We start from the raw sequence: 16,281 nt of genomic DNA on the forward strand, positions 1-16,281 counted from the left end.
TTATAATATTTCACCAACTTTTACACTCATTAATCCCACTCATTATATTTGCTTTATTTATAAAATATCCTGCTTTTAGTAGATGTTCTTTATAACTCATCTCTTTTTTAAGTAAAACAACATATGAGTTTAATACCTCTATTTTTGAACTTTCTTTTGCTTTATTTAAAGCTTCTTGCATATTATATGAGTTTTTTGAAATTTCTTTTAACTCTTTTAGTATTTTATTAAAACTATCTTCTTTACTTAAAAATAGTTCTAAATCAGCTATATCTTTTTCATACTTTAATCTTGCTTCTTCTTTTCTAAGTAAAATCTTTTCTTTATTTATCTCTTTATCTTTTATTCTAGCTTTTTTCTTTCCACCATCAAATAAACTTAAATAAAGTGATAATCCAACTCTATATCCATGTCTTTTTAAATCTTTTGTAGAATCAAAATAATCATCTCTGTCATTTCCGTATAAATCATACTTTGCATATAAAGAAATAGTTGGATAGTAAGATCTTTGTTCAGACTTTAACTCATACTCATTTGTTTTTAACTCATAATCAAATTCTTTTGCTATAAAAGTATCTTCAAATTTAATAAATCTAAACTCTTTATTAAAAACATTGAAATCTTCTAATTTAGAGATATCATCTATTTTAGATCCAACTATTTGATTAATTGTATTTAGTGAATTATTTGCATTTAATCTAATACTAGATAATTCATAATCTGTATCTGCTAAAATAATTGCACTTTCTCCAAGAGCTAATTTATCAATCTCTCCAACACTAGATAATCTTTTTTGATAAGTATAAAGCTTTTGATAAATAAGCTTTAATATCTCATAATATCTTATTTGATTTTTATATCTTAAAGCTTCATAGTAATTATCTAATAATTTTAATGAAACCTCATAGTTACTCATACACCTTTTATATTTACTTGCATAAATATTTTCTTTTGCTGCTTTTACTTTAAAACTATCTTTTTTAAAAGTATATAAATCATAATTTATCACAAATGAGACAGAGTTAGAATAAGATGTGTTTGAGACAAGATTATCTTTACCAACATATAAAGAGCTATATCCATCATTAAATCTTTTTGAATACTCACTATTTGCACTTATTCCAATTTCAGGGTAATAACTAGCTTTTGAGTAATCATACTCATTAATAGCACTCATAATATCTTGCTTGGCTAAATTTAAAGTAGGAGAGTTAATTAAAGTATAGTTTAATAGCTCATTAAAGCTATAACTACTTTTAAATTTGTTTGATGAGCTATATTTATTGTCATCTATAAATTTATCAAATTTTGTATTGTTGATAAATTTATTATTTAAGATAAATGAGTTTTTGTAATTAAGATTATTGATTGTAGTATTTATATCAGTTTTATTTAAAATGTTTTTATTGTTTGATATTTCTTTATTTACATATAAATTATCAATTCCCAAATAGCTATTAAATAACTTATCTTTTTTTATTTCTTCTTTGCTAAAGACAAATACAGCAAATAAAAAAATACACATCAATAAACGCATTACAAACCTTTTTAAAAATAAAGAATTTATTTTATATAAGTTCATATTAAATATAGATAAAAAATAAATTATATTATTAAAATAAAAGATATTTATTTGGGTTTAATATTTAAAAGAGAATTATAGGTTAAATAAGGGGGGAGTAAATTGCAGATAAAATTATTAATTTAAAGATGATTCTCTGATAATTTTAAGTAAACAAAAAACATATAATTGAAAACTATTATAAATATAACTAAAATATCATTCAAATTTAAGAAATAAAGTTATATAATTTCTTCATTACATTAAAAGGCTAAATTTGAAAAATAAATTTTTAAATTCATTTATAATTATAACTTTAATTTTAGTTGCTTTTATAGTTTATAATAAATTTAAACTCTCTGGAAATTCTCATTTTACAGTCACAGCTGATACAGTTATAAAACCAGGTTCTGAAATTTCAAAGTATGTTACGCAAGAAGAAGTTGATAGTTTTAGTTTTAGATATTCCGATATTCACTGTGATGAAGAGACAAACTCCACTCTTATACCTTTAAGAAAAGCTTTAATGGATAAAGATACAAATAAAGTATTGAATTTCATAAAAGACAATAATCTCTCAGCAGATGTAACAATGCTTGATAAAAGAACTCCTTTAATGTATTCAAGTTTTTATAATGATACAAATACTACAAAAGAGTTAATTAAACTTGGAGCTGATGTTCATAAAAAAGACAGATATGAACTAAATGCTCTAGCTTATGCTATAAGCATAAACTCAGCCCAAGTGGTTAAATTTCTACTTGATAATGGTATGAAGATGGATGAAATTAAAGAAATACAATATTACTATCCACAAAAGAAGTTTTATAGAACAATTAGTCAAATAGTCATAGATAGTAATTACTTAGATGTCAAATATAAAGATTATATCTTGGAGGAAAATTGCGATAATAGCGGAATAAGTAGGTCAGCTTTTGAGATAATGGATTATCTTACTACTTTTAATTTATACAATACAGCAAGAGTTATATTGGAAAGTGGTTATAAGCCATATACTTACCGAGGCAAAGGTGAATCTGTAATTGCTAGTAATTCTATACAGGATATATTTACAAAAGAAGATGTTGAAACTGGGGAAATAAATCCATATGATTATACAGTATATAAGAATTTAGAATACATCCCAAACTTCGAACCAATGCTAGATTTGCTACTTGAACACAATGTCTCAGGACAACCTGGCAAAGAGTTTTTAAAGAGTGAGTATGAGAAGTGTTATAAAGATAAAAAGTCTGATGAACTATTTTATGAATACTATGAAATCAATAAGAAAAAATTTGATGAAGATGATATTAAAGTTGGAAAAACGCCAGAAAAAGAAAATCAATTTTTTCCATTGCAAAAATATATGTGGCTAAGGCACTATTACATATATTGCAAAGATGAAAATTCTACTTTTAACAATACTAAAGAATATATTGACTGGAAAAATGCTAACAATTTATTAAAAGCAGTTTCTCCAAAACTAGAAAACAATAATCCAAAAATTATCTTTAAAAATACATCGCAAGATGAAGTTATGAATTGTTATAGAAAACTAGTTGAACCAAGCAGTTCTAAAATAAATTTAAATGATAACTGTTTAAATTTAAAATTTTAAAAAGAATTTAAAAAAAAGGATAAACAATGGCAAAATTTGATCAACAAAAATACATAGATGAAAAAATAAAACAATACGCACCAAGTATAGTCGGTTTAGCAAGCGGGACAGATGATCCGATAAAACTTGCCAAGGATTTAACTGATTTATTTAGAAATACACCTGAAACTATTATAGATAACAGTGTTGAGAATGAAACTCAAGCTGATAAAGAGTTTAGAAAACTTCAATCAAAAAGAATAGGTATGATAATAGATGGTAAATTCGGTATATTGGATTTTACTTTATCGCAAATAAAATTTACTCATTTTGGAATAAATACCGATGGCTCAAGTATAGATGATGGAAATAATAAGTTATATCCTGATCCTGATAAAAATGATTTTGCATATGCAGTTAAATACGGGCTTGGTATAGTATTGGATATTGTAATATCTAGAAATCTAGCAGGGGCTATTTTTGCTGCAGTAATTGATATATTAGATGCGCTTACTAAAAACCACATAATAAATGTTGATTACAAAGATAAAAAGTCAAATAAAACTCAAGAAAGAAAATATATCCTTTATAATGCAAGTAAAAACTTTGACAGTGCTTTAAATAGTGTTTGGAATAAAATAAGTTCTGATATGCAAATTTATGATAGAGTTATCTTTGCTAGAGATGAGACACCTGTTGAGTTTATTTATCATAAAGACTATAAAAATACAGGTGTATTAAACACTTTTGAATTTAGACAAGGTAGAGACGAATATAAAATAATATCTGTTTTAAAAAGAATAAACTATCCAACAGATAATAAAGAAGCCCATCTAACATTTAAAAAAGATGATAATCCTAAAAAATTAATAACTAACTATTATGCTAACTATGGTGAAGGTGCCAGTAGAGTTTTAAGTGATTTAAAAAATAAAGATTTAAAAGACATTGCCGCCCACTGCTTAAATGAACTAAAGGGTTATGCTTTAGAAAATGAAACTTTAAATACTGGTAGATATAGTCAGGATAAATTAAATCAATACTCTAAAAAACACTTGGAAACAAGAGTAAATTTTCTAAGAACTATTATTTATGAAAGAGCTAAAAATAGAGCTTTAGCCACTGTTTATTATGAAGATACAGGCAATGGCGAACATAGCAATCGGACTTTTGATGAAAATGGACATTTAAAAGATTTTAGTTCTTCTATTGCCTATAATCAAAACATCTTTGTTGATGGAAGTTTTAACTCTTTAAATATAAAAGGTGCTAAATACAATATATTTGGTTATTCCAAAGGCGACAATATAACAATAAGTAAAAATGCCGGCGATGTCTATGCTGAGCTAGGTGAAGGTTCTGACACCATAACCACAGGAAGTGGCAATGACACAATATACACCAATGCAGATATTGATGATGAGTTTGACACCGAAGATAAAAACACTACTAATACAGTAAACTCAGGTGCAGGTGATGATACTATCTATGGCTCTAAAGGAAAAGATATTATAACTACTAAAAAAGGCACAAATCATATCTACACTAAAAGTGGAGATGATGAAGTAAATGTAGAAGATGGTAAAAACTATATTTATTTAGGTAGTGGCAGTGATAAAGTAAATACAAACAATGGAACAAACTATATCTATACAGGGATAAATAATACAAATGAAAATGATCAAGACACTAAAGATGATATAAATACTATAAATTTAACTTATGGAAAAAATGAAGTGTATGGTTCTAAAGGAATGGATTTAATAACTTCAAAAAATGCTACTAAAAACTATATAGTCACAAAAGAAGGTGATGATGCAATAGATATCTATGGTGGAGAGTTTAATGAAATATATACAGGCAAAGGCAGTGATACCATCACAATAAACAGTGCAAAAGGACCAAATTATATCTATACAAGCACAGATTCAAAAAACTCAGAAGATCAAGATACTAAAGATGATATAAATACAGTTGTAATAACCACAGGACAAAACTATATATACGGCGGAAAAGGAGTTGAGAATTTACATATACTTGAAGGAGTTAATAATGCAAATTTAGGTAATGGTAAAAACACAGTAGATATACAAGGTGGAACAAATTCTATAGTTCTTTTAAGAATTTAAATATAACTAAAATATCATTCAAATTTAAGCAACAAAGTTATATAATTTCTTCATTACATTTAAAGGTTAAATTTGAAAAACAAATTTTTAAAGATTATCAAAAAAATAGCTTATATAATTTTAGAAATTTCACTATTTTTCATTATTATTGCTGTATATTATTACCTAACAAATGAAAAATCAAGAGAAGTTTTTCATAAAACTTTTTTTGTAGATTCTGATACAAAAATAGACCCAAACTCAGAACTTGCAAAGTATGTTACACAAGAAGAAGTTGATGATTTTGCGTTTAGATATTGGGATATAGATATAGATGAAGTAAAAAACAATCCATTAATGGAAAATTTTCGTCAAATTTTAAAAAGTAAAAACACAAAAAATATCTTAAATTTTATGAAAGATAATAACCTTAGTGCAAACACAGAACTTCATCGTGGCGTTACTCCTTTAATGTATTCCAGCTTTTACAATGACTTAAATACTACAAAAGAATTAATTAAACTTGGTGCTAATGTCCATAAAAAAGATAAATATGGTTTAAGTCCATTAGCTTATGCAATAGAAAATAATTCTACTAAGACAGTTAAAATTTTGCTTGATAATGGGGTTGGTATTAACGAGGTTGATTTTATTCAGTTTTATTTATATACAAGAAGTTATCGTTCAATTGATTATTTAATTATAGATAATGACAAGATAGAGTTAAAATTTAGCAATTTATATGGAACAAAGAATATACGTTCAAAAGATGCGATTAACCCATTTGCATATGCTATAAATTTAAATTTATTAGAGATGACTAAAATAATTTTAGAAAGTGGATATAAACCAGAAATTAAAAAATATAATTATTATGAAACATATTATATCTCCGACAAAGAAGATATTATGTTTTATAAATATTTGATTGGATATCCCAACTTCGAACCAATGTTAAATCTTCTCTTTGAACACAATGTCTCAGGGCAACCCTCAAAAGAACTTATGAAAGAAAAATGTTTAAATGATTGCTCAAGTAGATATAGAGACTATATAGAAGATAAATTTAATCTAGTAAGAAATGAAATTTTAAAAGATTATAACGATGAGATAAAACTTATAAAACTTGATTTTTATTATAAAGACTACAATGAAACTATTAAACTTATAAATGATAATAAGATAGAAATTATAACTCCAAATAATGAAATTTTAAAAAAATTTTACTTTTTAACTGATGAAATAAAATGGTATGCAAAATACTGTGAAGAAGACTATATGCAAGAACTTAAAGACTTTATAGGTGCTGGAGATTTATTTTATTGGACTTGGGAAGATGGTTATATATACACACACGACAATAACAGAACAATAAAAGGCTATAAATACAGTAAAGCCACTTTTAAAGACACAAAAGAATTTGTTGCATTTTATAATGAGAGAAATAAAAAAAATATGGTCGATTATTTAATATCAGAATATAAAAAATGCGATAAAGAAAGTAAAGCATATAGTGATAAAGAATGCAAAAACTATACAAAAAGAGTTTTTATAAAGAATAAAACGGTTGATTTAAAATAAGATTAAATTTCAAAATAAAAAGATTTTAAAAAAAGGATAAACAATGACAGAATTTAATAAAGAACAAGAGACACAAAAATTTAAAACAGCTATAACTGATTTTTTTGGCATAACAGAGGGTGGTGAGATAAAAGCTGGTGGTATAACCGCAACAGCAAAACATGTTATGAACGCCATTTTTGAATTTGTACAAGCAAGTGCAAAAGATATGGATATTACAGGATTTGAGATAAGTTCAGCTGGTATTGGTATAACTTTTGATTTGGCAAAAGGATACATTGAAACCACCCTTGATGGAAGGGATAGAAGTGGTGCTAGTCCTGAATTATACGCAAGACCAGATATTCATTTTTTTAAGCTTTTAGCAAAAGGTTTAGTTACTGGAACTGCTGATTTTTTTATAGATAAAAAAGTAAAGTTAGCAGGTGAAAAACTACCAAAAATAGTTAGAACCCAATTTAGTTTTTTAAAAAATTTATCTATTTCTCAAATAACAAGTAAAACGTTTGATACCTTTTTTGGCTCTCAATATGTTACTATTGATTTTACAAAAGACAGAAAAAGTTCTGAAGTATTAGAAAGAAAATATATAATCCAAGATAATTTAAAACAATCTTTAAAGCACTATTGGAGCGATATAAAATCAGATATAAACTCATTAGAAAGAGTTATTATAAAAACAGATGATAGTGGCGGGAACATAATTTATTATGAAGATATGGAAAAAGATGGTAATCTAGATAATACATACGAATTCCCAACAAATAATAAAACACACCTATTAGAGTTCTTAAAGAGATTTGATGTTGGCTATGAAAGAGATGAAAAAAATCCTGTTCATATAAAATTATCAAGCAAAAAACAATTAATAACTAATTATTATGCTAACTATGGTGCTGGTGCAAGTCAAATTATGGGTGATTTAACTAATGAAAAGTTAAAGCACTCTGCCCAACATTGTCTAAAAGAATTAGTTGGCTACACCCTATTGGGTAATGAGCTAAATTTAATTGAATACGAAGATTTGGATATCTATTCAAATAAGCATCTGGATGCCAGAGTGAATTTTTTCTCTAATTTAATTACAAAAGAGACAAAATATGGCGAAGATAAAACACACACTTATTACTTAGATACAAAAACAAATAAACATACAGGTAGACTAAACAGTGGTGGTGATTTATTGCGTGTTTATAATAGTATGAATATTTTTGTAGATGGTTCATATTCCCTTTCTCAAAATCAAAAAAACAATAGAAAAATAAATATTTTTGGCTATTCTGGTAATGATAGTATTTCTTTAAACATAAAAGATAATGCTTATATCGAAGCTGGTCTTGGCTCAGACACCATAACCACAGGCAGTGGCAATGACACAATATACACCAATGCAGATATTGATGATAGGTTTGACAATGAAGATAAGAACACTACTAATACAGTAAATTCAGGTGCAGGTGATGATACAATATATGGCTCTAAAGGAATAGATATTATAACTACTAAAAAAGGCACAAATCATATCTACACTAAAAGTGGAGATGATGAAGTAAATGTAGAAGATGGTAAAAACTATATTTATTTAGGTAGTGGCAGCGATAAAGTAAATACAAACAATGGAACAAACTATATCTATACAGAGATAAATAATACAAATGAAAATGATCAAGACACTAAAGATGATATAAATACAGTTGTAATAACCACAGGACAAAACTATATATACGGCGGAAAAGGAGTTGAGAATTTGCATATACTTGAAGGAGTTAATAATGCAAATTTAGGTAATGGTAAAAACACAGTAGATATAAAAATGGAACAAATACTGTAGTTATTTCAAGAATTTAATACAACTAAAATATCATTAAAATTTAAGGCTTAAAGATGTATAATCAGACAATTACCTAAAAGGTTAAATTTGAAAAAGCGATATAAAATTTTGATTTTTATAATATTTTTATCAAGTATAATATCTATTTTACACTTCACAGGTTTTTGCTTTAGAGAATTTAAATATTTAAATGATGATGAAATTTTAAAAAATTTTCTTGATAGTGCTTTTTTAGATAAAGTTGAATATGATGACAATGGCGGATTACCACCACGATTTTATATTATAAAAGAAAATCCAACAAATTATGAAATTTTACAAACACTAAAATATATATTAGATAATGATACAAATAAAACAATAAATTCTAAAAAATACCTATATAATGAAAAAGTCGAAGAATTGACAATAAATATAGAAAGTTTAAATGTATTACAAACTCTAAAAAAATATTATACTATAGAAGAAATTACAAATAAAGTTAGTTTAGGATATGTATTCGAAAAAAATAAATATGTATATAAGTATGACATCCCCTTGAAACATTCTTTTTTTATAATTGGTCATGAGTCCTCTAAAAACCATTTTAGAATTCAGTTATACGGCAAAGATTCTTTTACTTTAACAAAAAATAATAAAATTATAAAAATAGTAGGCTTATCTTTCCACAACATACAAAATAGTTTTATAGGCTATATAGATATGGGCAATAATTTTCAAAAAATATTTGCACATGAGTGGATTATGCATTTTAAAAATAAAATAAATATATTTTTAAATAATTATTATGATAGTAACTTCACATATAATTTTAATGGAGTAGATCCTATTTTTTTAAACGAAGAAATAAAAGTTGATAATTGTGGTTTTATCAGAAAAAAATAATTTAATTTATATTAAAGGGTAAAAATTTGAAAAAACGATACAAAATTTTAATTTTTACAATCTTTTTATCAAGTATAATATCTATTTTGCATTTCACAGGTTTTTGCTTTAGAGAATTTAAATATTTAAATAATGATGAAATTTTAAAGAATTTCCTTGATAGTGCTGCTTTAAATAGAATAAACTATGATGATAATGGCGGACTTCCGCCAAAGTTTTATTTTATAGAAGAAAATCCAACAAACTATGAAATTTTAAAAACACTTAAGTATATAGTAAATAATGATATTAATAAAACAATTACTACAAAACGCTATTTTTATGATGAAAACTTAGTAGAAATTGTTACGACTGGAAGATTAAACATTTTTGAAGCTTTAGGAAAATACTATACGATAAAAGATGTTACATATGAAGTTGATTTAGGTGGCACAATAAAAAATGGTAGATATGTTTATAGATATGCTGACTTACCTATAAATCAAGCTTTTATTATAATGGATAGTCATAATTTTATTACAATATATGGTAAAGATGCTTTTTTTATAGAAAAGCATAAAAAGTATGTAAGAAGTGGTTTCTTTATCATAAAAAAAAGCTATTTTGAATTTGAAAATTACGATATAAAAGGTAATGATAGGATACCTTCCATAGGAAGTGGAGATTTAGAGAGATTTATATATGAAGTTAGTAGAAAATTCGAAAATTATAAAAATGGATTAGAGAGATATAATTTTACTAAAATTAATAATTGTGGAGCAACAAAAGAAAGATTATAAAAAGGAGCAAGCAATGGGTAAAAAATATTTACATTTAGTTGGAGATTATGCATTAGAAGTTTTAAGTGATTATATTTGGGGAGAAAAAAATAAACCAAACAATATAATAAATGAAAAATATTCAAATAGAAACCTTAATAAAGACATTGATGTAACTCTTTATGTATCAGTTAATGAGTTTATGAGTAGATATTTTCAGATAAATACAACTAAAGATTTTAAACAACATATTGCAAATATTCCTATGTTTAGATTATTTTTTGAAAACAAGGGTAAAAATGGAATGGAATTAAATTTTGAAAATTACTTAGACGAAAAACATATAAAAAATAATAAATTAATACTTAGTCATAATGAATTTGTTGATATTTTTTATGGTAAAGATAATAGTAATGCCTTAAATCCAAAAATCTCTTTTTCTATGTATAGACAAGACCCAAGTAAAGTAGAAGATTTTGCTCAAGCTGCTTTTGTTTTTGGTTCATCAAAATTTACTTTTAATTATGAAATGAATAATAATGATCTTAATGACAAAGTAAGATATGTCTTGGATATAAACGAAGATGGAAGCATAACCCCAAGCCATATAGAAAATTTAAAATTTACACTTGATACAGATAATTTTGACTTTGATAGTTTTGATGGATTAGCTAAAATGGTAAATCCAGTATTAAAAAATATTACAGATCCAAATGATATTGGAAAAACAATAAAAATAGAATTTATAAATGACTTTTATCCAAATAATAATGATATTGATCTTACTTTGACAGCACAAGAGTTTAAGAATTTAGAAAAGCTCAAAGTTGAATATACTGAATTTGAAATGAAAAAACTTGTTAGAGATTATGCAAAAAAATATATATCTTACTTCAGAAAAATAATAAATAGCGATATTATAAATTATTCAGCAGAAGGTAAATATTTAATTTATGGAAATAAAAATGATAATGTAATAAATAAAACCGTAACAAAATCTGGTGTTGATTTAAGGTTTAAATTAACTTTTGATGATATAAATTCTTTGACTACTTCTATTGTTGATTCTATATTTTCTATTTTTACTCCTATTTATAATTTTATGACTAAAAGTGTAGTTAGAAAAATAGTCACTGAGGAACTAAGAGATATTGGTTTATCTGGAAATTCTAATATTAACCCCCACTCATCTCGCCTAGACAACGGCATCATCTACCTTTTAGGTGATGGCAACGACGCAGCTACTGGAACCAATAAAGATGATATCTTAATAGGTGGAAATGATAGCGATACGCTAAATGGTGGCAAGGGTAATGACATACTAATAGCAGGAAATAGAACTAAGGATAATAAAGATGATGGAAGTGATAACTCATCAAATACTTTATATGGTGGTGATGGAGACGATAAAATATATGGAAGTAGTGGTGATGATTTTTTACATGGTGATGAGAACCCAAGTTGGTTTGGAGATATTGCAGGAAATATCACAGATAAGCTCGTCCCAAAAGGAGATGATACTATTCATGGTGGAAAAGGAAATGATACTATAATTGGCGGACTTGGCAATGATAATCTTTATGGAGAAGATGGCAACGATATAATATATGCAACACAAGATAATTTATTGAATTTATCAGATAATGAAACAAACTATCTTTATGGTGGAAGTGGTAGTGACACATTAGTCGGTTCAGACGGAGTTGATTATTTATACGCTAGTGGAGATAATACACAAGATAAAACAAGTGATAAAAATTATATGATAGGAAGAGGTGGAGATGATTATATATATGGGAGCGAAGGAATAAATTATATCTATGCAGGAAGTGGAAGTGATATTATAGAATCTAATAATGCAAGTAAAAATATCATTTTTACGCATAGGGACTACGACATAGGAACAAATATTATATCATTAAGCGATGAAGATAAAAAAGGAGATACAAACACTGTCACCGTAGGAGATGGGGAAAATCACATATATGGTGGAAAAGGAAACGATATTGTAACTGCTGGAAATGGAAATAACACTATAAATTTAGGAGATGGTGATAATGTTATAACCGTAGGCAATGGCAACAATACAATTACAACTGGCGATGGCAGTGATAAAATAACAGTTACTGGAAGCGGTAAAACAACCATAAATTCTGGAGCAGGCAATGACACCATAACCTCAGGTGGTGGCAATGATATAATATATACTAATCATGGAAAAGATGATGATGCTGATACTATAAAAGATAGTGGCGGGTATGATGAATATCATGTTGGTAATGGCGATACCATAGAAGATAGTGATGGAAACGGAAATATTTGGTTTAAGCACTCATATCCTTTAAGTGGCGGAAAAGAAACAAAGCCTGGTTCTAAAATATATAAAGGCTATGGATATACATATCATCTAAACGGAAGTGAGCTTAAAGTTACTCACGATGAATCGAAAGAAAGTATAACTATAAATAACTTTAGTCAAGAAGAAAAATATTTAGGCATAACTCTTGAAAATAAAGTTGGTCTAAGAATAAAAGATGTTACAAAAAACGAATCGGATAAAACAGCTGAGATAACAATAGAGCTTGTTGGGGAAATAACAGGTGATGGCTCTTTGGATGTATTTATGAGAAATAGTAGCGATAAAGCAATAACCTTTAAAAAAGGCGATACTATTAAAACTTATAAATATGATATATCTGATTATGATGATTTTATAGTAAATACTCAAAAAATAAGAAGCGCTACGAATCTTCATCCCTACTGGATAATTCCACATAAAAGCATAAGTTATGATCCATCTAGTAGTAAATTTGGCGATTTAAAAATAAAAGATGATGATTCACCATTTTATTTAGTATTAGAAGGTAGTGATGCAAGTGAAAAAGATGAAAAGATATATGGTGGAGTTGGAGCAATTGGCAATTGGCAAGATGGAATGTATATAAAAGTAAGCGCAGGTGGAAAGACTTACACATTAAATTGTAGAAGCACATTTAAAAGTAATATTAAACTTTCATCTTGGAATGATAATAAAATTAAAGAAGAAGATGGAAAATTTTTTGCAAAAGCTGTTGTTATAGAAAGTAATGTGACTGCTTTTGACTCCAAAGAAGTATTGTGTACCATCTATGACGATGACAAAGACCCAAATGACAAAGATCCTGAAGATGAAGTATCGCCTATTATCATAGATATGAATAAAAACTCCATTACTTCATCTGCTATTGATAGCTTAACACACTTTGATCATAACAATGACTCTTTAAGAGAAAAAACTGCTTGGATAGATAGTGGTGATAGTTTCTTAGCTCTTGATAAAAATAATAATGGTTTAATAGACAATGGCGCAGAGTTATTTGGAAATCATACTATAACAGATACAAGTTATCCATATATACCAAGTGGTAGAACAAATGGATTTGAAGCACTAAAACTATATGATGATAATGGTGATGGCATTATAAATATGCAAGATAAGGTATTTGATAAACTGCTTCTTTGGAATGATATAAATAAAGATGGTTTAAGTCAAAGCGATGAGTTATCATATCTAAAAAATAGTAATATAGCTGCCATATCATTAGATTATAAAAACACTAACACTATAGAAAATGGTAACACTATAAAACAAAGCTCAAAAGTTTTCTTTAAAGATGGCACAACTACAATAGCTAATGATGTATGGTTTAAAGTAGATCCATCTAAAGTTGTAGAAAAAGATATAACCTTTAGCGATGAGATAAACTCCTTGCCACAAATAGAAGCTAGAGGTGGATTTAGCTCTTTAAGAAAGGCTAGTTCTAATAATGAAAATTTACTAAATTTAATTAAAAAATATGAAACTTCAAATACTCTAACTCCTGATGAAAAAAAGCTCTTAGCTTATGATATAGTTTATGAGTGGGCAGGAGTATCAAGTGTAGATAAAGATGAAATAAAAAGCTACTCTTTAACACAAAGAGATTTCTTAATATATGAAAAACTTACAAATAGACCTTTTAGACAAGGTGGATATGAAACTACACCTAGACCTAATGCTTCGGCTATGATACAAGCTAGAGTTACAAAATTTAAAAACTATGTATATGCTAGTTTGGAATTAAATACTACTTATAAGGATTTGAATATAGATATAGAGTTTATGTATCAAGACAAAGATGGAGACATTTCGTATAAGTTTGATCAATTAAATAAGTCTTTAATAGGCTATTATAAAAATAATGACACTATAAGCATTTTAAAACTTCTAAACACTATAAGAACTGCAGCTTATTATAAGCCAAGATATCAAAAAGAGCTAATTAATAATTTAAATACTCTTTTTAAAGATGATTTAAAAACATTAAATATAGCTCTTGGTACTTATGTTGCTGGATTGGAAAACACAGATCAAACACTAAACGGAAATGATGATAATAACTTAATAGACAGTAAAAGTGGTAATGATATTTTAAGAGGTGGAAAGGGAGATGATATTTATAAATTTAGCATAGGCTATGGAAATGACACTATCTATGATACAGAAGGAAGTAACAAACTTCTCTTTTCAAAAGAGATATCTTACAAAAACATTTCATTTAAAAGAGAATTTGGTAGCTTAATAATTCAAATAAAAGATAATAATGGAAATTTAACTAATGATAGCATAACAATTCAAAACTTCTTTGATATAAAAAATGACTTTGGAAATGGCGCTTTAAGCACTATTGAGTTTGAAAATGGAAAAGTTATTTCTATGAGTGATTTTTTAAATATGGCTATAGAAGCTACTAAGGAAGACGATAAACTTTACTTAACTAGTTCAAATGATGAATTTAACGCTCTTGGTGGTAATGATACCATATATGGTGGCGCAGGAAATGATATCATTTATGGTGATGATGGTAATGACTTTTTAAGTGGTGATAGTGGCGATGACACCCTAATAGGTGGAAGTGGTAATGACACTTTACAAGGTGGCATGGGAAATGATACTTATGTATTTGGTAGAGGCTTTGGAAATGATGTAATCTTAAACTTTAATCCAGATAATGAAACAGATACTATTAAATTTATTGATGGTATAAGTCAAGATGAACTTAACTTTAAAAGTATTGATGGAAATTTAGTTATAAGCTTTAAGGATAAAAATATAAAAGATACTATTACTATAAGCAACTTCTTTAAAGATAAAAACTATATGATAACAAATATAGAGTTTGATAAAAGCTATATGAGTTTAAGTGATATTATGAATAAAGTAATTCTTTCTACTGATGATAGCTCTAATAATATAAATGTAATTGATGATAATAGCTACATAATTGATGGTAAAGGTGGAGATGATATTATTACTGCAAGTAGTGGTAATGATACAATAATAGGTGGAAGTGGAAATGACACTTTAACAGGAGGACTTGGAAGTGATACATATAAATTTGATGATAACTTTGGAAATGATACGATAATAAATTATAACCCTACTTTAAAAGATATAGATACAATAGAATTTACTAGTAAAAATATAACTAAAGAGAGTTTAAATTTCTCTAAAGATAAAAACGATCTTCTTATAGTTAAAGATGAACTCAACTCTATAAGAGTAAAAGATTATTTCTTACTTAATTATAACAAAGAACCAGTAAATGCTATAAATACTATTAAATTTGCTAATAAAACTACTTTAAGTATAGAAGATATTGATAAACTCTTAATATCAAATAGTTCAGATAAAAATGATGAAATAAGTACTATTAGTAGTAAAAACTTTGCTATAAATGCTAAGGGTGGAGATGATGTAATAACTACTAATGGTGGGGATGATTATATAGATGGTGGAAATGGTAATGATACAGTAAGTGCGATAAAGTTTAAAAATAATTTAATTATTTACCCAAAGGATATAAACTATTATAATATAACTAAAATATCATTTTAGTTTAAGTCAAAAAATGTATAATTAAATATTATATTTATAA

The 16,281-nt window shown here is 26.5% G+C and carries 8 protein-coding genes; 7 read left to right on the forward strand and 1 reads right to left on the reverse strand.

Translation table 11 applies throughout. The features are described from left to right. Positions 1-10 precede the first annotated feature (10 nt). On the reverse strand, positions 11-1,525 hold the full coding sequence (locus CURT_RS05380; protein ID WP_172539781.1) for a TolC family protein: 1,515 nt from the start codon (positions 1,523-1,525) through the stop codon (positions 11-13). Between the two features lie 313 nt (positions 1,526-1,838). Here CURT_RS05380 and CURT_RS05385 point away from each other — a divergent pair, with 313 nt between their 5' ends. The 7 genes from CURT_RS05385 to CURT_RS05415 all read left to right on the forward strand — a co-directional run bounded on the left by CURT_RS05385 (position 1,839) and on the right by CURT_RS05415 (position 16,241). Then, entirely contained in the window at positions 1,839-3,182 is a 1,344-nt protein-coding gene (locus tag CURT_RS05385) for an ankyrin repeat domain-containing protein (protein ID WP_115651851.1), read from the forward strand. A 26-nt stretch (positions 3,183-3,208) separates the two neighbouring features. Beyond that, positions 3,209-5,290, forward strand: a complete 2,082-nt coding sequence (locus CURT_RS05390; RefSeq protein WP_115651850.1) for a calcium-binding protein — start codon at positions 3,209-3,211, stop codon at positions 5,288-5,290. 72 nt (positions 5,291-5,362) lie between these two features. Beyond that, the gene (locus CURT_RS05395) at positions 5,363-6,850 is read left to right on the forward strand and encodes an ankyrin repeat domain-containing protein (RefSeq protein WP_018713953.1); all 1,488 of its coding nucleotides are present in this window, start codon (positions 5,363-5,365) and stop codon (positions 6,848-6,850) included. Between the two features lie 43 nt (positions 6,851-6,893). Continuing rightward, positions 6,894-8,681, forward strand: coding sequence for a calcium-binding protein (locus CURT_RS05400; RefSeq protein WP_115651849.1), 1,788 nt, complete (start codon positions 6,894-6,896; stop codon positions 8,679-8,681). Positions 8,682-8,768: 87 nt separating this feature from the next. Then, a complete protein-coding gene (locus CURT_RS05405; protein ID WP_018713951.1) occupies positions 8,769-9,566 on the forward strand; it encodes a hypothetical protein in 798 nt (265 codons plus the stop codon). Between the two features lie 26 nt (positions 9,567-9,592). Beyond that, entirely contained in the window at positions 9,593-10,345 is a 753-nt protein-coding gene (locus CURT_RS05410; RefSeq protein ID WP_018713950.1) for a hypothetical protein, read from the forward strand. A gap of 13 nt (positions 10,346-10,358) precedes the next feature. Next, positions 10,359-16,241 (forward strand): calcium-binding protein, encoded by a 5,883-nt coding sequence (locus CURT_RS05415; RefSeq protein ID WP_115651848.1) that lies wholly within the window; start codon positions 10,359-10,361, stop codon positions 16,239-16,241. Positions 16,242-16,281: the final 40 nt, after the last annotated feature.

Source organism: Campylobacter ureolyticus, from assembly GCF_013372225.1.
In the GTDB taxonomy this organism is placed as follows: Bacteria; Campylobacterota; Campylobacteria; order Campylobacterales; family Campylobacteraceae; genus Campylobacter_B; species Campylobacter_B ureolyticus.

Coding starts and splice junctions, on each gene's coding strand:
- CURT_RS05380 (WP_172539781.1), bottom strand. CDS start 1,525: ATGTGTATTTTTTTATTTGCTGTATTTGTCTTTAGCAAAGAAGAAATA.
- CURT_RS05390 (WP_115651850.1), top strand. CDS start 3,209: ATGGCAAAATTTGATCAACAAAAATACATAGATGAAAAAATAAAACAA.
- CURT_RS05400 (WP_115651849.1), top strand. CDS start 6,894: ATGACAGAATTTAATAAAGAACAAGAGACACAAAAATTTAAAACAGCT.
- CURT_RS05415 (WP_115651848.1), top strand. CDS start 10,359: ATGGGTAAAAAATATTTACATTTAGTTGGAGATTATGCATTAGAAGTT.